Origin of the sequence: Sinomicrobium oceani, from assembly GCF_900119185.1 — a bacterium.
GTDB classification, from domain to species: Bacteria; Bacteroidota; Bacteroidia; order Flavobacteriales; family Flavobacteriaceae; genus Sinomicrobium; species Sinomicrobium oceani.
Map to the genome: position 1 here is coordinate 23249 of NZ_FPJE01000029.1, position 25948 is coordinate 49196.

Below are 25948 nucleotides of genomic sequence, written 5' to 3' on the forward strand. Positions count from 1 at the left end.
TGAGATCGGAAAAGTAGGTGTCGGGGAGATACTCAAGCGGCCAACGAGGACAGACTGTAAATCTGTTGGTTTTTACCTTCGCAGGTTCGAATCCTGCTCTCCCCACGAAAACTCGGTTTTTGGCCGGGAAAATGAAATACTGTTTTAAGATTTGCGGGAGTAGCTCAGTTGGTAGAGCGTCAGCCTTCCAAGCTGAATGTCGCGAGTTCGAACCTCGTCTCCCGCTCTGAAAAGGAATAGATCATTTGTTTTTAAATGCTCTGTTCGGTTTTGCGAAACCAATTTAATGCCGACGTAGCTCAGGGGTAGAGCGTTTCCTTGGTAAGGAAGAGGTCACGGGTTCAAATCCCGTCGTTGGCTCACGGAGAACTTGAATTTGAACACTAATATATAACTAAGATTAAATTATTAAATCATGGCAAAGGAAACATTTGATCGTTCCAAACCGCACTTGAATATTGGTACTATTGGACACGTGGATCATGGTAAGACAACTTTAACCGCGGCTATTACTAAGGTTTTGGCTGATGCTGGTTTTTCAGAAGCAAGAAGCTTTGATCAGATTGATAACGCTCCGGAAGAAAAAGAAAGAGGTATTACAATTAATACATCACACGTAGAATATCAGACTGCTAACCGTCACTACGCTCACGTTGACTGTCCTGGTCACGCTGACTACGTTAAGAACATGGTTACCGGTGCTGCTCAGATGGACGGTGCTATTCTGGTGGTTGCTGCTACCGATGGTCCTATGCCGCAAACTCGTGAGCACATCCTTCTTGGACGTCAGGTAGGTGTTCCGCGTATCGTAGTTTTCCTTAATAAAGTTGACCTTGTTGATGATGCCGAGCTTTTGGAGCTGGTTGATATGGAAGTAAGAGACCTTTTGAGTTTCTATGAGTATGATGGGGATAACGGTCCTGTAATTCAGGGTTCTGCTCTTGGTGCTCTTAACGGAGAGAAAGAGTGGGTTGATACCGTATTGGAATTGATGGAAGCTGTCGATAACTGGATCGAATTGCCTCAGAGAGATGTTGATAAGGATTTCTTAATGCCGGTTGAAGACGTGTTTACTATTACAGGTCGTGGTACTGTGGCTACCGGTCGTATCGAAACTGGTGTTGCTAAAACTGGTGATCCTGTAGAGATCATTGGTATGGGAGCTGAGAAATTGACTTCTACTATTACCGGGGTTGAGATGTTCCGTAAGATATTGGATAGAGGTGAAGCCGGAGATAACGTAGGTCTGCTTTTGAGAGGTATTGAGAAAACTCAGATCAAAAGAGGTATGGTTATTTGTAAGCCTGGATCTGTGAAGCCTCACGCTAAGTTTAAAGCAGAGGTTTATATCCTTAAGAAAGAAGAAGGTGGTCGTCACACTCCTTTCCATAACAACTACCGTCCTCAGTTCTATGTACGTACTACTGACGTAACAGGTACTATTTCTCTTCCTGACGGAGTAGAGATGGTTATGCCTGGAGATAACCTTACTATCACTGTTGAGCTTATTCAGCCTATCGCTCTTAACGTAGGTCTCCGATTTGCAATCCGTGAAGGAGGTAGAACAGTAGGTGCTGGTCAGGTAACTGAAATCTTAGACTAATTACGGTCTTTAAATTATAAGTAAAAGCCGGAAGACGCCTTTTATAACAGGATCTTCCGGCTTTACCAACGGGTGTAGTTCAAGGGTAGAATAGCGGTCTCCAAAACCGTTGATGGGAGTTCGAATCTCTCCACCCGTGCAAAGAAAATAGAAGATGACAATAGTAGGTTATATAAAAGAATCCTTCGTAGAGTTGAAAAATAACGTGACCTGGCCGACATGGGCTGAAGGACAAAAGCTTATGGTTGTGGTAGCGGTTTTTTCCATATTGTTTTCTTTGGCTGTTTGGGGAATTGATGTAGCTTTTGGTGAGCTTATCAGTTTGTACTACAGTAAATTAAGTTAACATACGAATAGATTGCTATGGCAGAAGCATTAGTGAAACGGTGGTATGTGGTAAGGGCAGTCAGCGGTCAGGAAAACAAGGTGAAGTCTTACATCGAAAACGAGGTGGCTCGTCTTGGTTATTCCGATTATGTTGATGAAGTACTGGTTCCGACCGAAAAAGTTGTTCAAATACGAAATGGTAAAAAGGTCAATAAGGAAAGGGTTTATTTTCCTGGCTACGTAATGGTTAAGGCGAACCTCGGAGGTGAGGTTACGCACATTATCAAGTCTATTACCGGTGTTATCGGCTTTCTCGGAGAGGTTAAAGGCGGAGATCCTGTTCCGTTACGAAAATCCGAAGTAAACAGAATGCTTGGTAAGGTTGATGAGTTGTCTGTGAAAACAGATAATGTGGTGATACCTTATGCTGTAGGAGAGACTGTAAAGGTTATAGATGGACCTTTTAACGGTTTTAACGGTACTGTGGAGAAAGTTAACGAAGAAAAACGAAAGCTTGAGGTGATGGTGAAGATTTTCGGTAGAAAGACCCCACTGGAGCTTAGTTACATGCAAGTAGAGAAAATTTAAATGTTACATATAGAAGTGTCTTTGCTTCCTTGATAAAGATGCTTCCTTGTATTAAATTCTGAACAATGGCAAAAGAAGTTAGTAAAGTAGTTAAACTACAAGTTAGGGGAGGTGCTGCGAATCCGTCGCCACCGGTTGGACCCGCTTTAGGTGCTGCCGGCGTTAACATCATGGAGTTCTGTAAGCAGTTCAATGCGCGTACACAGGACAAACAGGGTAAGGTTTTACCTGTTGTTATCACGGTTTATAAAGATAAATCATTTGAATTTATCGTAAAGACACCGCCGGCGGCAGTTCAATTGAAGGAAGCGGCTAAGATTAAAAGTGGTTCCGGGGAACCTAACCGTAAGAAAGTGGCCAGCATTACCTGGGATCAGGTAAGAGCTATAGCCGAAGATAAAATGCAGGATCTTAATGCGTTTACCGTGGAGTCTGCCATGAGTATGGTTGCAGGTACCGCAAGATCTATGGGATTAACGGTTACTGGTGACAAGCCTTTTTAAATCTTAAAAGACAAGGAAAATGGCAAAATTGACGAAAAAGCAAAAAGAAGCTTTAGCTAAAATAGACAGAAATAAGCTGTATTCGGTAAACGAGGCTTCCGCACTGGTAAAAGAAATTACCAATGTGAAGTTTGATGCTTCTGTAGACATTGCTGTAAGGCTTGGTGTAGATCCGCGTAAAGCAAACCAGATGGTTCGTGGCGTGGTGACTTTACCTCACGGTACCGGTAAGGATGTTAAAGTTCTTGCGCTGGTAACCCCGGATAAAGAAGCTGAAGCAAAAGAAGCAGGTGCGGATTACGTAGGTCTTGATGAGTATCTGCAAAAGATCAAAGACGGCTGGACAGATGTTGATGTGATTATTACCATGCCAAGTGTTATGGGTAAATTAGGGCCTCTGGGACGTATTCTCGGACCAAGAGGGTTGATGCCTAACCCTAAGACCGGAACGGTAACTATGGATGTCGCTAAAGCTGTTAGTGAAGTAAAGGCAGGTAAGATCGATTTTAAGGTTGATAAAACCGGTATCGTTCATGCTGCTATAGGAAAAGCCTCATTTACTCCCGAGAAACTTTCCGGGAATGCGAATGAATTGATTCAAACATTAATTAAACTAAAACCAACTGCAGCTAAAGGTACTTACATTAAGAGTATTCACTTGTCCAGTACAATGAGTCCTAGTGTACCTGTAGACCCTAAAGCAGTTTAATTGGTAGTTAATAATTCTTTAAATCATGACGAGAGAAGACAAAGCAACGGTAATCAGTGATTTAACTGCACAGTTGGCGGATAATACAAATATCTATCTCGCAGATATATCCGGCTTGGATGCGACAGCTACCTCTAACTTGCGTAGGGCGTGTTTCAAAGCAAATGTGAAACTGGCAGTTGTGAAAAATACATTGCTTTCCAAAGCAATGGAAGCGTCTGATAAAGATTTTGGAGAGTTGCCTTCTGTATTGAAGGGTAATACCTCTCTTATGTTTTCCGAAACAGGTAATGTTCCTGCGAAACTTATCAAAGATTTCCGAAAGAAGTCTGATAAGCCCCTTCTTAAAGGTGCTTTTATCGCAGAAGCAATCTATATCGGAGATGAGCAGCTGGATGCTCTGGTTAGCCTCAAATCCAAAGAGGAAGTTATCGGAGATATCATCGGATTGCTGCAATCGCCTGCTAAGAACGTTATTTCCGGTCTTAAGTCCGGAGGTGGTAAACTTGCAGGTATCCTGAAGACTTTATCAGAGAAGGAATAAGTACGCACTTAATAACAATTTATATTTAAAATTCTAAAAACGATAGAAATGGCAGATTTGAAAGACTTTGCAGAACAATTAGTTAACTTAACAGTTAAAGAAGTAAACGAGTTAGCTGACATATTAAAAGAAGAATACGGTATCGAGCCTGCTGCTGCTGCAGTTGCTGTTGCCGGAGGTGGAGCTGCTGCCGGAGGTGGAGAAGCTGCTGAAGAAAAAACTGAGTTTGATGTAATCCTGAAAGCTGCCGGTGGATCTAAATTGGCAGTTGTTAAATTGGTAAAAGAACTTACCGGTCTTGGATTGAAAGAAGCTAAGGAGATCGTAGATAGCGCTCCTAAAGCGATCAAAGAAGGAATTTCCAAAGACGAAGCAGAAGGAATCAAATCTTCTTTAGAAGAAGCTGGAGCAGAGGTTGAGCTTAAATAAGTTCCCTGAGCTTTAAAGCCTTGGTTTAGGTCTTTTCGCTATGTGCGAACTAGGCCTAAACCCTTTTGCATATATAATTATATGCGTTATATTACTTATATTTTAATCAAAATTTTGTCCATTGATGTTCACAAATCAGACTGAAAGAATAAGTTTCGCCTCGGCCAAGAACACACCGGATTATCCCGATTTCTTGGATATTCAGATCCAGTCATTCCAGGACTTCTTCCAACTGGAAACAAAATCTGAAGAAAGGGGACGTGAAGGTTTATACAATACCTTCATGGAGAACTTCCCGATTACTGATACACGCAATCAGTTTGTATTAGAGTTTTTAGATTATTTTGTGGACCCTCCCAGGTATACCATTCAGGAATGTATTGAAAGAGGGTTAACCTATAGTGTGCCTTTGAAGGCAAGGTTGAAACTGTATTGTACCGACCCGGAACATGAGGACTTCGAAACCATAGTACAGGACGTTTACCTGGGAACCATCCCTTACATGACGCCCAGTGGTACTTTTGTTATCAATGGAGCCGAAAGAGTAGTAGTTTCTCAGTTACACCGTTCACCGGGAGTATTCTTTGGGCAATCTTTCCATGCGAACGGAACCAAATTGTATTCTGCAAGGGTAATCCCTTTTAAAGGGTCCTGGATAGAATTTGCTACGGACATCAACAGTGTGATGTATGCATACATCGACAGAAAGAAAAAATTACCGGTAACCACGCTGTTCAGAGCTATAGGTTTTGAAAGAGATAAAGATATCCTGGAGATCTTCGACCTTGCGGAAGAAGTTAAAGTTTCTAAAACGGGACTTAAAAAAGTTCTCGGAAGGAAGCTTGCTGCAAGGGTATTGAATACGTGGCATGAGGATTTTGTAGATGAAGATACCGGAGAAGTGGTTTCTATCGAGCGTAACGAGATCGTGCTCGACCGGGATACCATTCTTGAAAAAGAACACATTGACGAAATTATCGATGCGGACGTAAAAACGATACTGCTTCACAAAGAAGACAGTCAGACGGCCGATTACGCGATAATCCACAATACCTTACAGAAGGACCCTACCAATTCCGAAAAAGAAGCGGTAGAACATATATATCGTCAGTTGCGTAATGCAGAACCGCCAGATGAGGAAACTGCGCGCGGAATTATCGATAAGCTTTTCTTCTCCGATCAGCGTTATAACCTCGGAGATGTAGGGCGTTACAGAATGAATAAGAAGTTGGGACTGAATATCGATATGGATAAGCAGGTCCTGACCAAAGAAGATATCATTACCATTATCAAGTATCTGATAGAACTTATCAGTGCCAAAGCAGAGGTGGATGATATCGACCACCTTTCCAACAGGAGGGTGCGAACCGTAGGAGAGCAGTTGTCTGCACAGTTCGGCGTAGGATTGGCCCGTATGGCCCGTACGATCCGCGAGCGGATGAACGTAAGGGATAACGAGGTGTTTACCCCGATAGACCTTATCAATGCCAAGACGCTTTCATCGGTTATAAATTCTTTCTTCGGTACCAACCAGTTGTCCCAGTTTATGGATCAGACCAACCCGTTGGCCGAGATTACACACAAAAGACGTCTTTCTGCCCTGGGGCCGGGAGGTCTTTCGAGAGAGCGTGCCGGTTTTGAGGTACGTGACGTTCACTATACGCACTACGGGCGTCTGTGTCCTATCGAAACACCTGAAGGACCGAATATCGGTCTGATCTCTTCCCTGAGTGTATTTGCCAAAGTAAATACCATGGGATTCATCGAAACACCGTATCGTAAGGTTGATAACGGGAAAGTCGATGTTTCGGAATTCGTTTATCTCAGTGCCGAAGAAGAAGAAGAAAAACTCATTGCTCAGGCGAATATTCCGCTCGATGAAGACGGAACGATCCTGAAAGATAAGGTTATTGCCCGCGAGGAAGGTGACTTCCCGGTGGTAGACCCCGGACAGGTACACTATACCGATGTGGCACCGAACCAGATCGCTTCCATATCGGCATCGCTTATTCCGTTCCTCGAACACGATGATGCGAACCGTGCACTGATGGGATCAAACATGATGCGGCAGGCCGTTCCGATCCTGAAACCCGATTCGCCAATCGTAGGTACCGGACTGGAAAGACGTGTAGCTTCTGATTCCAGGGTACTTATCAACGCCGAAGGTAATGGTGAGGTAGAGTATGTGGATGCACAGAAAATAACGATTAAATACGACAGGACAGAAGAAGAGCGAATGGTAAGTTTTGACGATGATTCCAAAACTTATGAGCTCATCAAATTCCGTAAAACCAATCAGGGGACTTCGATCAACCTGAAGCCTATTGTTAAAAAAGGTGACCGGGTAGAAAAAGGACAGGTCCTTTGTGAAGGATATGCTACGCAACAGGGAGAACTTGCTCTCGGAAGAAATATGCAGGTAGCCTTCATGCCCTGGAAAGGTTATAACTTTGAAGATGCGATCGTAATCTCGGAAAAAGTGGTACGTGAAGATATCTTTACGTCCATCCATATCGATGAGTACTCGCTGGAGGTCCGGGACACCAAGCTCGGTGCGGAAGAGCTGACCAACGATATCCCGAACGTATCGGAAGAAGCCACCAAAGATCTCGACGAACAAGGGATGATAAGGATCGGAGCCGAGGTTAAACCCGGTGATATCCTGATCGGTAAGATTACACCGAAAGGAGAATCCGACCCGACGCCGGAAGAAAAACTGCTCCGGGCGATCTTCGGAGACAAGGCCGGAGACGTAAAAGACGCGTCGCTGAAAGCTTCTCCTTCGTTAAGCGGGGTGGTTATCGACAAGAAATTGTTCTCACGGGCTATCAAAGACAAGCGCAAGAGAGCAAAAGACAAGGAAGATATCGCCAAACTCGACCTGGAATATAACACCAAGTTCGAGAACCTGAAAAGTGTACTGATCGAAAAACTGTTTACCCTGGTAAACGGAAAAACATCACAGGGAGTCCTCAATGACCTCGGAGAGGAAGTATTGCCTAAAGGTAAGAAGTACACCCTGAAAATGCTTAACGGTGTTGATGACTTCGCACACCTGGTGGGTGGTACCTGGACAACAGACGACCATACGAATGTGATGATTGCCGATTTGCTTCACAATTATAAAATTAAACTTAACGACCTTCAGGGAGCGTTGCGAAGAGACAAGTTTACGATCTCGGTAGGAGATGAACTTCCTGCCGGAATCATGAAACTGGCCAAGATCTACATCGCTAAGAAACGTAAACTGAAAGTAGGAGATAAGATGGCCGGACGTCACGGTAACAAAGGTATTGTGGCACGTATCGTTCGTCAGGAAGACATGCCTTTCCTGGAAGACGGAACACCGGTTGATATTGTGCTCAACCCGCTTGGGGTACCTTCCCGTATGAACATCGGGCAGATATATGAAACCGTACTCGGATGGGCTGGTAAGAAACTGGGAAGAAAATTTGCCACACCTATCTTTGACGGTGCTTCACTCGATGAGATCAATAAGTACACCGATCAGGCAGGTGTTCCGAGATTCGGACACACTTACCTTTATGACGGAGGTACGGGTGAGCGTTTTGACCAGCGTGCCACCGTCGGGGTAATCTATATGATTAAACTCGGCCACATGATCGATGACAAGATGCACGCCCGTTCTATCGGACCATACTCCCTTATTACCCAACAGCCGCTCGGTGGTAAGGCACAGTTCGGAGGGCAGCGTTTCGGAGAGATGGAGGTATGGGCACTGGAAGCCTACGGAGCATCCAGCACGCTTAGGGAAATCCTTACCGTCAAGTCTGATGACGTGATCGGTAGGGCAAAAACCTATGAGGCGATTGTGAAAGGAGAAGCCATGCCGGAACCCGGCCTGCCGGAATCCTTCAACGTGTTGATGCACGAACTCAAAGGTCTGGGACTCGACATCAGACTGGAGGAATAATTGATATAACGAGGTTACGGCAGCCGGTTTGTACAGGTTGCCGTTGCCCGTACCAAATTACACTTAATTCATTATCACCATACATCATGGCAAGAGGAAAAGATAAGAATACAGTAACGAGATTTAATAAAATCTCTATAGGCTTGGCGTCACCGGAGTCTATCCTCGCGGAATCCCGCGGTGAGGTTTTGAAGCCGGAAACCATAAATTACCGTACGCACAAACCGGAACGTGATGGTTTGTTCTGCGAACGTATTTTTGGTCCGGTAAAGGATTATGAATGTGCTTGTGGGAAATACAAGAGGATCAGATATAAAGGTATTGTATGCGACCGGTGTGGTGTAGAAGTTACAGAGAAAAAAGTACGAAGAGACCGCGTAGGACATATCAATCTGGTAGTTCCTATTGCACATATATGGTATTTCAGATCACTGCCCAATAAAATAGGATATCTGCTGGGACTTCCTTCCAAGAAGCTGGATATGATCATCTATTACGAGCGTTATGTGGTAATCCAGCCCGGAAATGCCAAAAATGCCGAAGGGGAGCAACTGAAGCAGATGGACTTCCTTACGGAAGAAGAATACCTGAACATTCTGGATAGTCTTCCGCAGGAAAACCAATACCTCGAAGATACCGATCCCAATAAGTTTATCGCTAAGATGGGAGCGGAGTGTATCATCGAACTGTTAAACAGGATCGATCTGGATGCATTGTCTTATGATCTTCGTCATAAAGCCAATAACGAAACATCAAAACAACGTAAAACAGAGGCCCTCAAGAGACTTCAGGTGGTAGAGGCTTTCCGTGAAGCACAGCAGAACAGGGAAAATAAACCGGAATGGATGATCCTTAAGGTAATCCCCGTTATTCCGCCCGAACTGCGTCCGTTAGTGCCGTTGGACGGTGGACGTTTTGCTACATCGGATCTCAATGACCTGTACCGAAGAGTTATTATAAGAAACAACCGTCTGAAAAGACTGATGGAGATCAAAGCTCCGGAAGTAATCCTCCGAAACGAGAAGAGGATGCTTCAGGAGTCCGTAGATTCCCTGTTTGATAATACCCGAAAATCTTCGGCAGTGAAGACAGAGTCCAACAGACCGCTGAAATCACTATCCGATTCCCTGAAAGGTAAGCAGGGACGTTTCCGTCAGAACCTCCTCGGTAAAAGGGTGGATTATTCGGCACGTTCCGTTATTGTCGTAGGACCGGAACTGAAAATGTACGAATGTGGTCTGCCGAAAGATATGGCAGCCGAAATATATAAACCTTTCGTGATCCGTAAGCTGATCGAACGCGGTATTGTAAAAACCGTAAAATCTGCGAAAAAGATCATCGACAGAAAAGAGCCTGTAGTATGGGATATCCTGGACAACGTGATCAAAGGACACCCCGTACTGCTCAACCGTGCCCCCACACTGCACAGGTTGGGGATCCAGGCTTTCCAGCCGAAACTGATAGAAGGAAAGGCCATTCAGCTTCACCCGTTGGCATGTACGGCATTTAACGCCGACTTCGATGGTGACCAGATGGCAGTACACCTTCCGCTCGGGCCGGAGGCTATCCTGGAAGCACAGTTGCTGATGCTTGCTTCGCATAATATCCTGAACCCTGCAAACGGTTCGCCGATAACCGTACCTTCTCAGGATATGGTACTCGGATTGTATTACATGACCAAGGAGCGAAGAAGCACCCCTGAAGAACCCGTAAAAGGAGAAGGGCTGACATTCTATTCTCCGGAAGAGGTGATTATAGCTTACAACGAAAAAAGAGTAGATCTCAATGCTATAATTAAAGTCAGAACCAAAGATTTTAATGAAGAAGGTAAGCTTGCGATACAGATCATCGAAACCTCGGTAGGTCGGGTACTCTTTAATGAAGTGGTACCGGAACAGGCCGGATTTATCAATGCCGTACTGACCAAAAAATCATTGCGGGATATCATCGGTTATGTGTTGAAAGTAACAGATGTACCTACTACGGCTGACTTCCTGGACAAAATCAAAAGTACAGGATATGGTATGGCATTCAAAGGAGGACTTTCTTTCAGTCTCGGGGATATTATTATCCCGGCTGAAAAACACCAGATGATTGCCGAAGCCAATGAGCAGGTAGATGGTATTATGATGAACTATAACATGGGTCTTATTACCAATAACGAACGTTATAATCAGGTCATTGACGTATGGACATCGACTAACGCTATGCTTACCGAGCTGGCGATGAAGCGTATCCGTGAGGATAAGCAAGGGTTTAACTCGGTGTATATGATGCTCGACTCCGGAGCGAGGGGATCTAAAGAACAGATCCGTCAGCTTACCGGTATGAGGGGATTGATGGCGAAACCTAAAAAGTCTACTGCCGGCGGTGGAGAGATTATCGAAAACCCGATCCTCTCTAACTTTAAGGAAGGACTTTCTATCCTGGAATACTTTATCTCTACCCACGGTGCACGTAAAGGTCTTGCGGATACCGCTCTTAAAACGGCGGATGCAGGATACCTTACCCGTCGTCTCGTAGATGTTTCCCAGGATGTTATTATCAATACGGAAGATTGTGGCACGCTCAGAGGAGTGGAAGTAGAAGCGCTTAAGAAAAATGAAGAGATCGTTGAATCTCTCGGTGAGCGTATCCTCGGACGTGTATCGCTACACGATGTATATGATCCGTTAACCGAAGAACTGCTCGTAGAGTCCGGTGAAGAGATCAGTGAAGAAATCGTTAAAAAGATCGATGCATCTCCGCTGGAGCGTATCGAAGTACGATCTGCACTGACCTGTGAGGCTAAGCAGGGAATTTGTGCCAAGTGCTACGGAAGAAACCTCGCTACCGGTAAAATGGTACAAAAGGGTGAGGCCGTCGGTGTTATCGCGGCACAATCTATCGGTGAGCCCGGTACACAGCTTACACTGCGAACCTTCCACGTAGGAGGGATTGCGGGTAACATCTCTGAAGAGAGTAAGCTGCATTCCAAATTTAATGGTCTTGTGACTATAGAAGACCTTAAAACGGTACGTAGTGAAAATGCCGAAGGAAAAGAAGTAGATGTGGTAATATCGCGTACTTCCGAAGTGAAGATCACTGACGAGAAAACCGGGATAGTACTCAGCACCAACAACGTTCCTTACGGTTCCCAGATATTTGTAAAAGACGGTCAGAAAATCACCAAAGGTGATGTTATCTGCCAGTGGGACCCTTACAACGGTGTGATTATTTCCGAATTCTCGGGAAGCATCGTCTACGAAAACGTAGAGCAGGGAGTTACCTACCAGGTAGAAATAGACGAACAGACAGGATTCCAGGAGAAAGTGATTTCTGAATCCAGAAACAAGAAACTTATTCCTACCCTGCTGATCAAGAGCAGTAAAGGAGAGACCTTGCGTTCGTACAACCTACCTGTCGGGGCACACATTATGGTTGATAACGGCGAAAAGATCAAAGAAGGTAAAGTATTGGTTAAGATCCCGCGTAAATCGGCCAAAGCCGGTGATATTACCGGGGGTCTTCCAAGGGTTACCGAACTTTTCGAGGCGAGAAATCCTTCCAATCCAGCTGTAGTTTCGGAAATAGACGGTGTCGTTTCTTTCGGAAAAATCAAGCGCGGAAACAGGGAGATCATCGTTGAATCCAAGATCGGTGAAATAAAGAAATACCTGGTAAAACTTTCGAACCAGATCCTTGTTCAGGAAAATGACTTCGTAAGAGCAGGAATGCCACTTTCTGACGGATCTGTAACTCCGGAAGATATCCTTAATATCAAAGGACCTTCTGCAGTACAGCAGTATCTGGTGAATGAAGTACAGGAAGTTTACCGTTTACAGGGGGTTAAGATCAACGACAAACACTTTGAAGTTGTAGTGCGTCAAATGATGCGTAAAGTACAGATCAATGACCCGGGAGATACGATCTTCCTCGAAGGACAATTGGTACACAAAGATGACTTTATCGAAGAGAACGACGGACTGTTCGGTAAGAAAGTGGTAGAAGATGCCGGAGAATCAACTTCATTGAAAGCCGGTCAGATTGTAACCTTACGTCAGCTGAGAGATGAAAACTCGCTCCTTAAGCGAGCAGATAAAAATCTGGTTGTGGCCAGAGATGTAGTGCCTGCTACCGCTTCGCCGGTACTTCAGGGTATTACCAGAGCGTCACTGCAGACCAAATCGTTTATCTCCGCTGCGTCGTTCCAGGAAACTACGAAAGTGCTCAATGAAGCAGCCGTTAGCGGAAAAGTAGACTCTCTGGAAGGATTGAAAGAGAACGTTATAGTAGGACACAAAATTCCTGCCGGTACCGGTATGCGCGATTACGATAATATCATTGTAGGATCGAAAGAAGAATACGATGAGATTATGAGCAGCAAACAGGAGGCAAGTCTTTACTAAAAAATAACAGTAAATAAAGACAGGGCCGGAATGTACATTCCGGCCCTTTTAATTCCGACACTTAAACCGTACGAAATGAGTGACCAGAATACGCCGAAAAAAGCTAAAATAGATATAGAGCTCGACGAGAGTATCGCAGAAGGGACCTATTCCAACCTTGCCATTATCAATCATTCCATCTCGGAATTTGTAGTGGACTTTATCAATGTAATGCCGGGAACCCCGAAAGCGAAAGTGAAGAGCCGTGTTATCCTCACACCACAACATGCCAAAAGGTTTATGAAGGTGCTGGCCGATAATATAAATCGTTTTGAAGCTGCACACGGAGAGATTAAAGATTATGATCAACCTCCAATTCCGCTGAATTTCGGACCTACGGGAGAAGCTTGAATATAAAGACCCGGACTATCTATACTGATATTCCGGGTTTTTTATTCGGACGTTGTGACAGGGAAGTATGGGGAATACTAAGGAAGCCCGTGTGCGAGTCCGGATAAACGGTATTGCTGCATTTCCCGGGAAGCGCTAAAATTTTGCCTGGATAGTGGATATATGAAGAGAATTTCAGAACTTAGCAAAATACAATATTTTGTAAATGAGGCTGCACCTTCGGTGATACATAGCCCGCTACGCAGGAAAAGCATCGGGTCGGATTTGTTTGCTAACAGTAAAATACAATATACGATGAAGAGAATATTAGTTTTGATGATTGCCGTATTTGCGATGTTTTCGGGATTGGCCCAGAACAGCGTCAACGGATATAAATACGTGATCATTCCCAAGAAATTTGATTTTCTGAAGAAAGAAAACCAATATCAGGTGAATGCTCTGACCAAGTTTTTGTTTGAGAAATACAACTTTTCGCCCGTTTATGCCAATAGTCTGCCGGCAGAAATAGAGCAGAGCAGCTGTCTTGCACTTCATGCAGATGTTAAGGACGATTCGAATATGTTTACGACAAAGCTGAAGGTAGAACTGACCAACTGTCGTGGAGAAGTTGTTTTTGTCTCGGAAGAGGGTACGAGTAAAGAAAAGGATTACAAGGCTGCTTATCACGATGCTTTGCGAAAGGCTTTTGCTTCGATAGCAGAGTTGAATTATAAATACGATCCTTCGTTGTCTATTGTTTCGCAACGTCAGAACGTATCCGTTCCTGCGGTATCAGCTGCTTCACATGCGGCTACAGAGACCAGAACCCGGACCGCTGAGACCAAAGAGGCTGCTCAGGCTACGGCGAGAAAGGTAGAGAGTAGAGTAAGTGAAGCTAAAAGCAGTGCCGATGTTTTGTATGCACAACCGGTTGAAAACGGCTATCAATTGGTAGACCGTACGCCGAAAGTTGTTTTTGTATTACAGAGTACCAGCGCGGATAATGTTTTTATTATAAAAGACAAAAACGGAATGCTGATTGAAAAAGACGGAAAGTGGATTGCAGAATATTACGAAGGAGGAGAACGCATTACACGTGAACTCGACATCAAGTTTTAGTTATACCTTATAACACGGAAATAGATAAAAAATAGATACCGTACTTCGTGTACAGTATCTATTTTTCTTTCTCCGGATCCCGGGGTTCTTCTTCCGGGAACTCTATAAAATTGCCGTTCTGGTCGAAATGTTTAAGAAAAGGATCGGCATTCTCATCGTAATCTTCTTTCTCCCACGAATATCTTACAGGTTTGGGCAAATTATCGCGGATGAGCACGGCGAGTATAAACCCACTGATAAAGCCTGACAGGTGTCCTTCCCAGGAAATTTCGTTATCAATGGGAAAAAGATACCATAACAGGCCGCCATACAGAAAAACGACCAGAAGCGAAAGTGCTATCAGCCGATAGTAACGGGTAAATATCCCTTTAAAAAAGATAAAACTGGTCAGCATGTATATAATTCCGCTGGCCCCTATATGATAAGCTTCCCTTCCGGTTAACCAGGTGAGAAAACCGGTGAGCAGCGTACCGTAGATAATAACCTTTGTACTTTGCTTTTCATAGAAATAGAGCAAGATACACCCCAAAATGAGTAAAGGGAAAGAATTGTTGTAAAGGTGTTTCACGGAGCCATGTAAAAACGGACTGCAAAGAATACCCCGGAGTCCCGAAATTTTTCTGGGAAGTATCCCGTAGTTGGTAAGATCGTAGCCAAACCGTACCTGTGCCCAATAAACAAACCATAAACTTAATACAAAGAAAAAGGGGTAGAGTATCGTAGTCGGAGCGAAGCGAAAATTTTGCTGGTCTTTTATCATGGAGGTGTGTTAACAATATCAAAAATGACTGCCAAAACGGATTGTCCGGTAAATGTTCATCAAAATAAATATAGTAATTTTATAGCATGAATGAACCACTTGCAGAACGAATACGTCCCCGAACCCTGGAAGATTATATCAGCCAGTCGCATTTGGTTGGTGAAACCGGGTCTTTAACCAGGCAGATCAAGAGAGGAATGATCCCATCGTTGATCCTTTGGGGACCTCCGGGGACAGGTAAGACCACACTTGCCAATATCATAGCGAATGAGAGCGACAGGCCCTTTTATACGCTTAGCGCGATAAGCAGTGGGGTTAAGGATGTCCGTGAGGTTATAGATAAAGCTAAGAAAAGTGGTGGCCTTTTTACGACAAAGAATCCTATTCTTTTTATCGATGAAATCCATCGTTTCAGCAAGTCTCAACAGGATTCCTTACTCGGTGCGGTAGAAAAAGGCTGGGTGACGTTGATTGGAGCTACCACAGAAAACCCGAGTTTTGAGGTAATCCCCGCGCTCTTGTCGAGATGTCAGGTGTATATACTGAATGCTTTTGACAAGGCCGATATGGAAGCCTTGTTACACCGGGCCATGGAGAAGGATACCGTATTGTCGGAGCTGAACATCGATCTCAGGGAAACGGAAGCATTATTGCGATTATCCGGAGGAGACGGCCGGAAACTACTTAATATCTTTGAGCTGGTCATTAATTCGGAAGCCAAGGACGAAGTGGTTATTACCAATGATCTGGTCCTTCAAAAAGTACAGAACAACATCGTTCGTTACGATAAGACGGGAGAGCAGCATTATGACATTGTTTCCGCTTTTATCAAATCTATTCGTGGTAGTGACCCCAATGGAGCAGTGTACTGGCTGGCACGTATGATAGAAGGCGGGGAAGATGTGAAATTCATCGCAAGACGCATGCTTATCCTGGCTTCCGAAGATATAGGTGTGGCAAACCCGACGGCTTTGGTTATTGCCAATAATACGTTCCAGGCTGTAACAACGATCGGCTATCCCGAATCCCGGATCATACTCAGTCAATGTGCAATATACCTGGCAACCTCACCCAAAAGCAACACGGCCTATATGGCTATAAACAGGGCGCAGGCCATGGTAAAACAAACAGGGGACCTGTCCGTTCCCTTACATTTGCGTAATGCACCGACCAAGTTAATGAAAGAACTGGGATATGGAGAGGATTATAAATATGCGCACGACTATAATCAGAATTTCGTAAACCAGGAGTTTCTCCCGGGGGAGATTAAAGGGACTTCCTTTTATGAACCCGGTAATAATAGCAGGGAGCAGGGAATGGACGAATTTATTCGCAAACGCTGGGGCGATAAATACAAAAGGAAATAATCATCGGTTATAAAACAAAACCCATCCTTAATCGGGGTCAAGGATGGGAAAAAATTGCTATGAAAAAGAAAAAAATTAACACTAAGATTTCTTAGTGGGTTTTCAAATATACATTTTTTTTATGATATTTTTATGAAATGAATAAAAATTGAAGTAAAAAATTCACATAGAAGTATTGTTTTCATCTGGAGTCAGAAAACAAGCTGACCCGCACCCGAGTTTCCTGTTTTGTAATCTCCGGAGCACTGCATAAAAAAAGACAGCTTTCGAAAGAAAGCCGCCTTTTAATCTTATCGTATATGGTGTCTCCCACTTAGGAGAACATGTCTTTTACTTTTTCAAAAAACGATTTGTCGCTTTTTTCCGGTTTGGGTGCAAAGTGTTCATCCTCGAGCATTTGCTCGAAAAACTCTTTTTGATCTTTATTAAGAGTTTTTGGGGTCCAAACGTTGACATGAACGAGCAGGTCCCCGCTTCCGTAGCCATTGATACTAGGGATGCCTTTGCTTCGGAGCCTTAGTATTTTTCCGGACTGAATACCGGGTTCCAGCTTAATTCTGACTTTTCCGGTTACGGCATCGATCTCTTTGGATGTTCCCAGTACGGCTTCGGGGATACTGACATATAAGTCGTAATGAAGATTGTCTCCTTCCCGTTTCAGGGTCTCGTGTTCTACCTCTCCGATCACAACAAGTAGGTCACCAGGTATTCCGTTTCCGGGAGCTTCATTCCCTTTTCCGGTAACTTTAAGTTGCATACCGTCTGCAACCCCTGCAGGTATTTTTATAGAAACCGTTTCTTCTGTTACTTTAAGTCCCTGGGCATCGGCATCAGCCGGTTTTTTATCGATGATCTGGCCGGCGCCCCCGCAAGCGTTACATGGAGCGGATGTTTGCATCCTTCCCAGAATGGTATTGGTAACCCGGGTTACTTGTCCTGAACCGTGGCAGGTAGGGCAGGTTTTATAAGAGACTCCCGGAGCCTGTATTTTTCTGCGGACTTTTACTTTCTTTTCTACGCCTTTGGCTATTTCTTCCAGTGTGAGCTTTACATGAATTCTGAGGTTGCTTCCCTTTACACGGCGCTGCCCTCCGAATCCGCCACCGCTAAATCCTCCGAATCCGCCACCGAAAGCACTCCCGAAAATATCTCCGAACTGGCTGAATATGTCGTCCATGTTCATGCCGCCGCCGCCGAATCCGCCATTGCCGTCAAAAGCAGCATGGCCGTACTGATCGTATTTGGCACGTTTATCCGGATCGCTCAGCACTTCATAAGCCTCCGCAGATTTTTTGAACAGTTCCTCTGCTTTGGTATCTCCCGGATTTTTATCGGGATGATATTGTATGGCTTTTTTTCGGTAAGCTTTTTTAATTTCCGAAGCCGAAGCACTTTTGTGAACTTCCAGTATTTCGTAATAATCTTCTTTCATCTGTTCCGTTTTTTACCCGGATTTCATTTACTGAAAAACGGGAAATTCCATCATTTATCTTACTTTCCTACGACCACTTTAGGATATCGTATGATCTTGTCTCCGAGCTGATATCCCTTTTCTATGACATCGATGATCCTGCCTTTCAGATCATCCGAAGGTGCCGGGATCTGGGTGATGGCTTCATGCAGTTCGGCATCGAAAGCATCGCCCTGGGAAGTTTCTATTTCTGTAAGTCCTTTACCTTTCAGGGCTTCTCTGAACTTATTATTGATGAGTTCGACACCGACGAGTAGTTCGTTGACCACTTCATTTTTCGAAGTCTCGTTGTCATGTTTTGCCTGTTTCTGGATTTCGTTTAACGCTCTATCGAAATCATCCAGTACGGGCAACATGGCAGATACGACATCTTGTCCTGCTGTCTTAAACAGTTCTATGCGTTCTTTTGCAGTTCTCTTTTTGTAGTTCTCAAATTCGGCAAAGAGACGGAGGAACTTGTCTTTTTCCTTTCCGAGTTCTTCGCTGAGCTTTTCTTCGGCAGAAACTTCCTGATTTTCTGCATTTTCTTCGGTTACCGGAGTATTTTGTTCCTCGGTATTAATATCTTTATTGATAGTCTCTTCGTTTTGATCCTTTTTTGCCATATCTCGTAACTATTTATATCGGCTTGCGTACTGCAAAAGTGCTGCCAAACCTGTTTATATGCTTTTCCGTCTCTTTTCAACAGCCTATTTGTTCCTGAAATGCCATAATGTCATTTTGGTCCGCAGGAAATTCCGGGCGGTTCAGCCTTGCTGCTCTTTGCTTAGCATATAGCGCAGCAAAAGTGCAAAAATTATACCGGTAATACCAAGCCCGCCCATAAAGAGCCAGTTGGCATTATACCCCCAGCGGTCTATGATTTCCATACCTGTCTTAGCGCTCCATATATGAGCGAGAGAAAAACTCATCGTGTACAGTGCCATATACCTGCCTTCTCTTCCTTTACTGGCCCTGCTCATGGCGAAGGCATTGGTGTACGGAAAACCGATCATTTCTCCTATGGTTATAATGATCATACTTATAATGAGGATAGCGGTCTGGCCCGGGTAGAGCAGTACAAGAAAGCTCAGTGTAAAAAGGAGGGTACTTGTAAAAATAAGTTTTGCCTTGGTGACGCCAGCTTTTTCGATGGCACTTACCAGAGGCATTTCAAACAGAAATATGAGAAGTCCGTTTAAAGACATGAGGAGTCCGGTCTGAAATTCTGAAAGTCCGTATACTTCTTTGTGATAAACAGGTAAGGTGGTGAATAATTGGAAGAACAACATACCGATAACGAAGGTGATGAACAGGAATACCCAATAGGGTTTATCCCGGAATACGGGAATACCGGTTTTGCTTAACGTATTGTCGGTATCGTCTTCCGGAGTTTTTTTCTTTTCCCTGACCAGGATACGGAAGAGCGTAATGGCTATAACACAGGAAGCTCCGTCTATCCAGAAGAGTGAGGAATATCCCATATGTATAATAACAAGCCCTCCCATGGCGGGACCTGCGGCAAAACCGAGGTTAATAGCGAGCCTGACAAGAGTGAGAGCCCTCGTCCTGTTTTCGGGTTTGCTGTAAGCACTGAGCGACACAAACATAGCCGGCCGGAACATGTCGGCGATGGTCATGATAACAAACATGGCAATACAGAGCCCGTAAAAACCGGTAATAAACTGCAAGGTGAAAAACGCGATGCCGCTGGTAAAAAGACTGAATACCATGACTTTGTAAAACCCGATCTTGTCAGATAACTTTCCTCCGAGCCAGGAACCTGCCATGGAACCAAGGCCAAAGCATACCATGATCCACCCGATCTGACCGTACGTAAAAAGCAGATCCTCTTTGAGATATCTGGATAAAAAAGGAAGTACCATTGTCCCGGCTCTGTTGATAAAGGTGATGAGAGTGAGAAACCATATCTCTCTTGAAAAACCTCCAAAGGAAGCCATGTATTTTTTGAAGAAGTGATGCAGCATATAACGGGAAAATGAAATGTCAAACTTAGCTATATTCTCGTTAATCGCAGCCGGATAAGTTGTTATTTTAACAGATATCTTCACAGAAAATTATAGCTTTGTAAAAGAAGTTTTTAGCTATACACACAAAACAGACGGAACGTATGAGAACGATATGGGTTACATTGGTATTTCTTACCGTTTTTAGTAGTTGCAAAGGAGATAAAAGGTATCATCAGCCAAAGGATTCCGCCATTGCGGATACTACGAACGCGATTTGGGATATAGAGCAGTTTCAGCGGGAGCTCAATGAGGAATTCCGGAATCCTGAAGTATCTCCTTTAAGGGCCAGAGACCGAAAGAATTTTAAAGGGCTCGATTTTTTTTCTATAGATACGACCTGGAGGGTCAAAGCGAAATTGAAAAGGACGCCGGGAGAGTCTTCTTTTTTTATGCCTACGACGACAGATCGTGTAACGGAAGAAATCCGTTATGGGATTCTTTATTTTGAGATAGCGGGAAAGGAATATCAGCTTAATGTTTACCAGAATCAGGAACTGATTACCCGTGAGGGATATGAAGATTATCTCTTTCTGCCGTTTTCGGATGAAACCAACGGAGAGGAAACTTACGGAGGGGGACGGTACATAGATCTGCGTATTCCGAAGGGAGAGGAGCTCATTCTGGATTTTAACAAGGCTTACAACCCGTATTGTGCGTACAACAAAAAATACTCATGCCCTATAGTACCCCCGGAAAATATGCTTCCCGTGGCAGTAAAGGCCGGAGTAAAATCTTTTGAGACCAGGTAAATATTATCAGCTGACAGAAAAACGGACCAGGGCCGGAACTATCAGAATTCCGGCCCTGGTCTGGTATAAGAAGATACCTAAAACTTTCGGTATATTAAAATTTATAGATAGCGGCAAGGACAAAAGATCCGAGGCTTCCTTCACTCGGGATATTTGCTCTGAAGCTCTCTTTGTCGAAGAAGACGTCTTCAGAAACCGTATCAAGACGTAATTCAGGCTTAATGGTGAGGTCTCCGACGGTGTAGCTTCCGGTAAGTGTAAAATCCCAGGTGCTGATATCCGGGCCGTAAACGGGGCCTCCGTCTTCGAGTTCCTTAAAGTACTCCGCACGAAGCCCAAGGGCAAAACTTTCGGAAGTCTTTACCTGCGGATAGAGGGCAACACCATAAAAACCTCCTGCATCTTTGGTTTCGTTATAGGTGGCATTCAGCCCGAGGTAAAACATATCGGTAAGATCATATCCTGTAGTCAGATCTATCTGGAAGGTCGGTTCTTCACTTATGGCTGTTCCGTCATACTGTTTTCCGTAAATCGCATTCAGCCAGGTACCTCCGTTTTCAGTTTCATATCCCAGTTGTGCTCCGAAGGTGTAGACTCCGGAGGGGTTATACTCCGTATAATCCGTAGGGTTCATTACGGCGAGCATTGCAGACCAGTTCTCGGACAGGCTAAAATCGGCTTTTAGACCTGTGTGGGAGAACGGACCGTAGGAAAACATATAAGATGTGGAGTAGTTGAAGTTCCCGGTAGGCGATATTACTTCATATCCCAGGAAGGTATTGAAGTTACCAAAGGTAAGTGTTACTGCATCGCTCACGGTCCAGTATACATACAACTGGTTGACGATATTGGAGGATCCTGTGGACAGAAAGACAGCATCTTCTCCCCTTGGGCCAAAGACGAGGTCGGCTACAAAGCCTACTTTTTCGCCTTCATAAGAAGCAATTACATTGGCCATTCCGAGTGCGAATCCCGGGTTGTTCGCAAACGAGGAGAGAGGAGCCTGTCTTTGTTCGTCCGAAAAATTATACCTATAGTAACCATCTACACTACCACTGATTTGAAATTTGGGTGTTTCTTGTGCAAAAACGATGAAATTTGCAAGTGCTGCAATGGTGAAAAGCACTTTTTTTACGAACTTTGTCATAGTAATCGATTTCATAATAAAAAGATTAATTGTTTTGATTTTACTGGATTTGTGTGTCGAAACGCCTCAGGGTCTTTTTAGAAATGAAGGTTACTTTGCGGAGCGTTCTGCCAAACGCTCCGCTTCCCTTTTCTTAAAAAAATCCCAGGACTTTTTATGATGTAGTTTTAGTGTTGGTTCATTCGGAAGTCGGGATAAGCTTCCATTCCTCCGTGTTCGTGAAGGTCAAGCCCTTCGAGCTCTTCTTCTTTGGAGACACGTAATCCCATGGTTTTTTTGATGGTAAACAATATAATAAATGCGCATACGATGCAGAATACACCTACAATGGCGACACCTGCAAGTTGCACCAGGAACTGGTCCATCCCTGCCATAGAGCCAAAGAGACCTACCGCAAGCGTTCCCCATATTCCGCATATCAGGTGAACAGCGATAGCACCCACGGGGTCATCGAGTTTCAGTTTGTCTACGAGGGCCACACCCAATACGATAATAACACCGGCGATCAGGCCAATAATAATAGCATCGGTAGGTGTCATGAGGTCTGCACCTGCGGTAATCCCTACCAGGCCTCCCAGTATACCGTTGAGGAACATGGTGAGGTCATAGTTTTTATACATAATGGTGGAGAATATGAAACACGATACCCCTCCGGCTGCTGCTGCAAGACAAGTAGTTACCAGGGTCAGAGAGGTGGTTCCCGGGTCGGCCGAAAGCACGGACCCGCCATTAAAACCGAACCATCCAAGCCACAGAATCAGTACCCCGGCCGTAGCCATCGGGATATTGTGTCCTGGTATGGCATTAACTTTTCCGTCTTTCCCGAATTTTCCTATCCTTGCTCCCAGGAGATAAACAGCTACCAATGCAGCCCATCCGCCTACGGAATGTACTATGGTTGATCCTGCAAAATCATAGAAACCCCACTCATCAAGGAATCCGCCTCCCCATTTCCAGGAACCTGCAATAGGATAGACAACCCCTACATATATAATAGAGAATACCATGAAGCTCGTCAGTTTTACACGCTCTGCGACTGCACCCGAAACTATGGTAGCTGCAGTAGCGGCAAACATACCCTGAAAGAGGAAATCTGTCCAGTACGTATATCCTCCGTCGGCATAGGCAGCAGTAAGCCCGTCTTCCGGAAGAGAAAGTCCGAAAAGATCAATAAAATAATCGGGTAGTATACCTCCTATAAAGCTTCCGGGATACATCAGATTAAATCCTACGAAACAGTAGAGCAGTAGACCTATACATATGATAAATACGTTTTTGAAGAGAATGTTTATAGTATTCTTTTGTCTCGTCAGCCCTATTTCCAAAAAGGAAAAACCCAGATGCATAAAGAATACCAGTCCGGTACATACCATCATCCATATATTATTGGCTGTCAATAAAGTTTCTTCCATAACTTTTCTTTTTTAATTGTTTACTTTGTCGGTTAGTTTGTTATCCGTTTGTTAGTTGAGTGATGTCGATCCTTTTTCGCGAGTACGTATTCTATAGGTCTCCTCCACGTGAGAGACGAATATCTTTCCGTCACCCACGCTTCCGGTTCCGGCTGAATCGAGAATGGCATTAATAGCCGTGTCAGCAAATTCATCGGATACTACAATAGAGAGGTATCGTCGCTGGATGTCTGCCGTACTATAGGTTACACCTCTGTACACATGTCCTTGTTGCTCGTTACCGAGCCCGGTTACATCCCAATAGCTGAAAAAGTTTACACCAACCTGATGAAGAGCTTCTTTCACATCATCAAATTTTGACTTTCGGATAATTGCTTCTATTTTTTTCATTAGAGAATAAATTTTATGAATGTTAAATTTATATTAAATGGAATACACCCCTTACTAAAACATACTAAACATCGATATTTTTATTAAATATTCATAAATACCCCTATTTTTATTGGGGTGTTTGTTTGAAAAATATGATTAAAATGATGTGTTGCTATTTTTGGAAGAAAAAAAATCGAAGTTTTTAGCTTTGTGTTTGAAAAACGAAAACGTTTTCGAAAGCTTTTGAGCGTACTATCATGCGAGTTTTTAATCCGACTTGGTAAAAAAGAGTCGTTAATGTGTTGAAATGTGCTTTTCGTAGAAAGAAAAAGGTTATTTATAGAATGTTATATTATTCCTGTTTCTTGTGTTTTACTGTTCTTTTATAACAGCATACCGGAGAGCTAAAGGATGTTATGATAGAAGAAAGCAACGGACAGGTGAAATGAATTTTGCCTTTGGGATACATCAGTTTTATACGGGAGCAGGAAATTAAAAACCCCGACGTAGCGTTGGTGCCGGCGGGGTAGATAGTCGTTATGTCTTTGAGCTCCGGGGAGACTATTCGGCTATAGGAGGGATATTGAGTTCGGATACCGGAACGTATATTTCCGTTATCCATTTGGCAGGATTGCGGGTGTCGTTGGCATTTACAGGATAAAACTCCATGTACGGACCTGTAGAGTCCTGGGCAATCTGACGCTCTGACAAATAAGCATAAGCACTTTGCCATGCTTCTTCCAGATTTTTGGTGTCGCCCTTCAGCGTTACTTTGAGGGCACGAAAAGGAGGCATTTCTCCGGTTAATATATCGCTCTCCGGATCAGTTATGATTTTTGCGGATGTAAAGACCCCATTCGAAAAAATTGTAGCATTATTTTCTTCATCCCTGGAATAATACAGCGTAAAGGGAATACTGACGTTAGATATCCTGTTCTTTTTGATATAGTCCTCTATAACCTGTATCCGGGAAGCTATTTTTTTCCGGCTGTCCGATATTTTGCTTGAAGTAGTAGTGTAAAGGTAGAAACCACCACCTTGTTCAGCGATACCATCTACGGATATGCTGTACTTTTTCATATCGGTTATGACGAGGCTATCCAGTTTTTCCAGGCTTCTTTCCAGTTGTGGGCCCACTCGTCCGGAAAGACTTCCTTTCCATAATATATAAGCTTTAGATATAAAGTTGAGTGGTCCTTCCGTTTTCCAGGTTACTTTGGTGTTGTTGTCTTCCGGTTCGAATATCCAGGAAATATGTGCCGGCTCATGCTCCCCGTAGAGCAGTTCCTGGTCGATATGTGTATGTGGAGTGAGAGCAGTGGTCTCGAGTTTTCCTTTTATTTTGTCATTGTTCCATCTGAAATTGGCCCCGATCCCTTTGGTAGTCTCTCCGAAGGTGATTTTTGTACCTGTATTTCCTGCTGTCCAGTAGATCCAATCCTGCCAGTTTTTGAGATCTTCCACATAGTTGAATACCACAGGAGGATTGGCATGTATGGTACGGGTCCTGGTTATACTGTAAGACGAGGGTTGAATAGCTACATATATAGATAAGCCTATCACCAATATCAGGAGAAGGAAAAAAAGATATTTGAGGATTTTCATACTTTTCTGAATTTGTATCGATGCTAATTTAAGCAATAACACAAAAATTAACGCAAAAGAAATCCACAATCATTCTTGCCGTAGCAAAAAAGACCTGTTTTGAAAAGGTTTACACAGAAAAACCGGTAAAATAATTATACGGCTTCCCTGTAATTTTTGATGTCGAACTGAGGGGAAAAATTTTTTCCTGCCTTTTCCGGATAGAACCTAAAAGGCTTCTTTGTCTTCTTCTCCGTCTTATTAATGCTGAATGTTAATAGAAGCACATTAATAATAAGAAGCGAAAACAATACACTTAGAAATGTAATCATTGCTTTTACTTTTTTAAACCACGGTGCTAATTTATGATTTTTTTTAGAATAAAAGCTGCATTAAAAAGTAAAAAACGCCTTATAATATTAAGGTTTTCCTGTTCGATAGATGGTTTTTTTGGAGATAAATTAATATTGAAGTGATCTAAACTTTTTTTGAAAGAAAAAATAGGCTGTGGATATTTGTGTTGCCAAACAAAAAACATCACACAGCCATGTACATCGTACTGTG

22 protein-coding genes and 4 tRNA genes are annotated in these 25948 nt (G+C 43.7%); 17 read left to right on the top strand and 9 right to left on the bottom strand.

What is annotated here, in order from left to right; genetic code table 11:
* The first annotated feature begins 22 nt into the window (after window positions 1–22).
* The 15 genes from BT112_RS18725 to BT112_RS18795 all read left to right on the top strand — a co-directional run bounded on the left by BT112_RS18725 (window position 23) and on the right by BT112_RS18795 (window position 14513).
* Window positions 23–105, top strand: a tRNA-Tyr gene (locus BT112_RS18725).
* Between the two features lie 48 nt (window positions 106–153).
* Window positions 154–226: transfer RNA gene (locus tag BT112_RS18730), tRNA-Gly, on the top strand.
* A gap of 62 nt (window positions 227–288) precedes the next feature.
* Window positions 289–360, top strand: a tRNA-Thr gene (locus BT112_RS18735).
* A 55-nt stretch (window positions 361–415) separates the two neighbouring features.
* Window positions 416–1603, top strand: coding sequence for an elongation factor Tu (gene tuf / locus BT112_RS18740; protein ID WP_072318995.1), 1188 nt, complete (start codon window positions 416–418; stop codon window positions 1601–1603).
* Window positions 1604–1671: 68 nt separating this feature from the next.
* A tRNA-Trp gene (locus BT112_RS18745) sits at window positions 1672–1742 on the top strand.
* Window positions 1743–1757: 15 nt separating this feature from the next.
* Entirely contained in the window at window positions 1758–1949 is a 192-nt protein-coding gene (gene secE / locus BT112_RS18750; RefSeq protein ID WP_072318996.1) for a preprotein translocase subunit SecE, read from the top strand.
* A 17-nt stretch (window positions 1950–1966) separates the two neighbouring features.
* Window positions 1967–2518, top strand: a complete 552-nt coding sequence (nusG, locus tag BT112_RS18755) for a transcription termination/antitermination protein NusG (protein WP_072318997.1) — start codon at window positions 1967–1969, stop codon at window positions 2516–2518.
* 65 nt (window positions 2519–2583) lie between these two features.
* Window positions 2584–3021, top strand: coding sequence for a 50S ribosomal protein L11 (gene rplK, locus BT112_RS18760; RefSeq protein ID WP_072318998.1), 438 nt, complete (start codon window positions 2584–2586; stop codon window positions 3019–3021).
* Window positions 3022–3040: 19 nt separating this feature from the next.
* Window positions 3041–3730, top strand: a complete 690-nt coding sequence (gene rplA / locus BT112_RS18765; protein ID WP_072318999.1) for a 50S ribosomal protein L1 — start codon at window positions 3041–3043, stop codon at window positions 3728–3730.
* Between the two features lie 25 nt (window positions 3731–3755).
* The gene (gene rplJ / locus BT112_RS18770) at window positions 3756–4274 is read left to right on the top strand and encodes a 50S ribosomal protein L10 (RefSeq protein ID WP_072319000.1); all 519 of its coding nucleotides are present in this window, start codon (window positions 3756–3758) and stop codon (window positions 4272–4274) included.
* 48 nt (window positions 4275–4322) lie between these two features.
* Window positions 4323–4703, top strand: coding sequence for a 50S ribosomal protein L7/L12 (gene rplL / locus BT112_RS18775; protein WP_072319001.1), 381 nt, complete (start codon window positions 4323–4325; stop codon window positions 4701–4703).
* Between the two features lie 124 nt (window positions 4704–4827).
* A complete protein-coding gene (gene rpoB / locus BT112_RS18780) occupies window positions 4828–8637 on the top strand; it encodes a DNA-directed RNA polymerase subunit beta (RefSeq protein ID WP_072319002.1) in 3810 nt (1269 codons plus the stop codon).
* An 86-nt stretch (window positions 8638–8723) separates the two neighbouring features.
* Complete coding sequence (gene rpoC, locus BT112_RS18785) at window positions 8724–13025, top strand: DNA-directed RNA polymerase subunit beta' (protein ID WP_072319003.1); 4302 nt, start codon at window positions 8724–8726, stop codon at window positions 13023–13025.
* A gap of 75 nt (window positions 13026–13100) precedes the next feature.
* Complete coding sequence (locus tag BT112_RS18790) at window positions 13101–13415, top strand: DUF3467 domain-containing protein (protein WP_072319021.1); 315 nt, start codon at window positions 13101–13103, stop codon at window positions 13413–13415.
* A gap of 294 nt (window positions 13416–13709) precedes the next feature.
* Window positions 13710–14513 carry a hypothetical protein gene (locus BT112_RS18795; RefSeq protein WP_072319022.1) on the top strand — a complete coding sequence of 268 codons (804 nt, stop codon included), beginning with the start codon at window positions 13710–13712 and terminating at the stop codon, window positions 14511–14513.
* 58 nt (window positions 14514–14571) lie between these two features.
* Here BT112_RS18795 and BT112_RS18800 read toward each other — a convergent pair whose 3' ends face one another.
* Window positions 14572–15273: a rhomboid family intramembrane serine protease gene (locus BT112_RS18800; protein WP_072319004.1), complete on the bottom strand. Its 702-nt coding sequence runs from the start codon at window positions 15271–15273 to the stop codon at window positions 14572–14574.
* An 86-nt stretch (window positions 15274–15359) separates the two neighbouring features.
* Between BT112_RS18800 and BT112_RS18805 the strand changes: the two genes are divergently transcribed.
* On the top strand, window positions 15360–16640 hold the full coding sequence (locus tag BT112_RS18805; RefSeq protein ID WP_072319005.1) for a replication-associated recombination protein A: 1281 nt from the start codon (window positions 15360–15362) through the stop codon (window positions 16638–16640).
* Between the two features lie 313 nt (window positions 16641–16953).
* Here BT112_RS18805 and dnaJ read toward each other — a convergent pair whose 3' ends face one another.
* From dnaJ to BT112_RS18820, 3 genes are all read right to left on the bottom strand, one after another.
* Window positions 16954–18072 (bottom strand): molecular chaperone DnaJ, encoded by a 1119-nt coding sequence (gene dnaJ, locus BT112_RS18810; RefSeq protein WP_072319006.1) that lies wholly within the window; start codon window positions 18070–18072, stop codon window positions 16954–16956.
* 59 nt (window positions 18073–18131) lie between these two features.
* Entirely contained in the window at window positions 18132–18716 is a 585-nt protein-coding gene (locus BT112_RS18815; protein WP_072319007.1) for a nucleotide exchange factor GrpE, read from the bottom strand.
* Between the two features lie 141 nt (window positions 18717–18857).
* Window positions 18858–20078, bottom strand: coding sequence for an MDR family MFS transporter (locus tag BT112_RS18820; RefSeq protein ID WP_072319023.1), 1221 nt, complete (start codon window positions 20076–20078; stop codon window positions 18858–18860).
* A gap of 143 nt (window positions 20079–20221) precedes the next feature.
* On the opposite strand from BT112_RS18820, the gene BT112_RS18825 reads away from it, so the two are divergent.
* Entirely contained in the window at window positions 20222–20869 is a 648-nt protein-coding gene (locus BT112_RS18825) for a DUF1684 domain-containing protein (RefSeq protein ID WP_072319008.1), read from the top strand.
* 94 nt (window positions 20870–20963) lie between these two features.
* Here BT112_RS18825 and BT112_RS18830 read toward each other — a convergent pair whose 3' ends face one another.
* The 5 genes from BT112_RS18830 to BT112_RS22010 all read right to left on the bottom strand — a co-directional run.
* Window positions 20964–22031, bottom strand: a complete 1068-nt coding sequence (locus BT112_RS18830) for a porin (protein WP_072319009.1) — start codon at window positions 22029–22031, stop codon at window positions 20964–20966.
* Between the two features lie 152 nt (window positions 22032–22183).
* Window positions 22184–23428, bottom strand: coding sequence for an ammonium transporter (locus tag BT112_RS18835; protein WP_072319010.1), 1245 nt, complete (start codon window positions 23426–23428; stop codon window positions 22184–22186).
* A gap of 51 nt (window positions 23429–23479) precedes the next feature.
* The gene (locus BT112_RS18840) at window positions 23480–23818 is read right to left on the bottom strand and encodes a P-II family nitrogen regulator (protein ID WP_072319011.1); all 339 of its coding nucleotides are present in this window, start codon (window positions 23816–23818) and stop codon (window positions 23480–23482) included.
* 543 nt (window positions 23819–24361) lie between these two features.
* The gene (locus tag BT112_RS18845; RefSeq protein ID WP_072319012.1) at window positions 24362–25405 is read right to left on the bottom strand and encodes an SRPBCC family protein; all 1044 of its coding nucleotides are present in this window, start codon (window positions 25403–25405) and stop codon (window positions 24362–24364) included.
* A 337-nt stretch (window positions 25406–25742) separates the two neighbouring features.
* Window positions 25743–25948 (bottom strand): hypothetical protein (locus BT112_RS22010; protein ID WP_217652431.1); only part of this gene is annotated, 206 nt, incomplete at its 5' end.

Coding starts and splice junctions, on each gene's coding strand:
- tuf (WP_072318995.1), top strand. CDS start 416: ATGGCAAAGGAAACATTTGATCGTTCCAAACCGCACTTGAATATTGGT.
- secE (WP_072318996.1), top strand. CDS start 1,758: ATGACAATAGTAGGTTATATAAAAGAATCCTTCGTAGAGTTGAAAAAT.
- nusG (WP_072318997.1), top strand. CDS start 1,967: ATGGCAGAAGCATTAGTGAAACGGTGGTATGTGGTAAGGGCAGTCAGC.
- rplK (WP_072318998.1), top strand. CDS start 2,584: ATGGCAAAAGAAGTTAGTAAAGTAGTTAAACTACAAGTTAGGGGAGGT.
- rplA (WP_072318999.1), top strand. CDS start 3,041: ATGGCAAAATTGACGAAAAAGCAAAAAGAAGCTTTAGCTAAAATAGAC.
- rplJ (WP_072319000.1), top strand. CDS start 3,756: ATGACGAGAGAAGACAAAGCAACGGTAATCAGTGATTTAACTGCACAG.
- rplL (WP_072319001.1), top strand. CDS start 4,323: ATGGCAGATTTGAAAGACTTTGCAGAACAATTAGTTAACTTAACAGTT.
- rpoB (WP_072319002.1), top strand. CDS start 4,828: ATGTTCACAAATCAGACTGAAAGAATAAGTTTCGCCTCGGCCAAGAAC.
- rpoC (WP_072319003.1), top strand. CDS start 8,724: ATGGCAAGAGGAAAAGATAAGAATACAGTAACGAGATTTAATAAAATC.
- BT112_RS18790 (WP_072319021.1), top strand. CDS start 13,101: ATGAGTGACCAGAATACGCCGAAAAAAGCTAAAATAGATATAGAGCTC.
- BT112_RS18795 (WP_072319022.1), top strand. CDS start 13,710: ATGAAGAGAATATTAGTTTTGATGATTGCCGTATTTGCGATGTTTTCG.
- BT112_RS18800 (WP_072319004.1), bottom strand. CDS start 15,273: ATGATAAAAGACCAGCAAAATTTTCGCTTCGCTCCGACTACGATACTC.
- BT112_RS18805 (WP_072319005.1), top strand. CDS start 15,360: ATGAATGAACCACTTGCAGAACGAATACGTCCCCGAACCCTGGAAGAT.
- dnaJ (WP_072319006.1), bottom strand. CDS start 18,072: ATGAAAGAAGATTATTACGAAATACTGGAAGTTCACAAAAGTGCTTCG.
- BT112_RS18815 (WP_072319007.1), bottom strand. CDS start 18,716: ATGGCAAAAAAGGATCAAAACGAAGAGACTATCAATAAAGATATTAAT.
- BT112_RS18820 (WP_072319023.1), bottom strand. CDS start 20,078: ATGCTGCATCACTTCTTCAAAAAATACATGGCTTCCTTTGGAGGTTTT.
- BT112_RS18825 (WP_072319008.1), top strand. CDS start 20,222: ATGAGAACGATATGGGTTACATTGGTATTTCTTACCGTTTTTAGTAGT.
- BT112_RS18830 (WP_072319009.1), bottom strand. CDS start 22,031: ATGAAATCGATTACTATGACAAAGTTCGTAAAAAAAGTGCTTTTCACC.
- BT112_RS18835 (WP_072319010.1), bottom strand. CDS start 23,428: ATGGAAGAAACTTTATTGACAGCCAATAATATATGGATGATGGTATGT.
- BT112_RS18840 (WP_072319011.1), bottom strand. CDS start 23,818: ATGAAAAAAATAGAAGCAATTATCCGAAAGTCAAAATTTGATGATGTG.
- BT112_RS18845 (WP_072319012.1), bottom strand. CDS start 25,405: ATGAAAATCCTCAAATATCTTTTTTTCCTTCTCCTGATATTGGTGATA.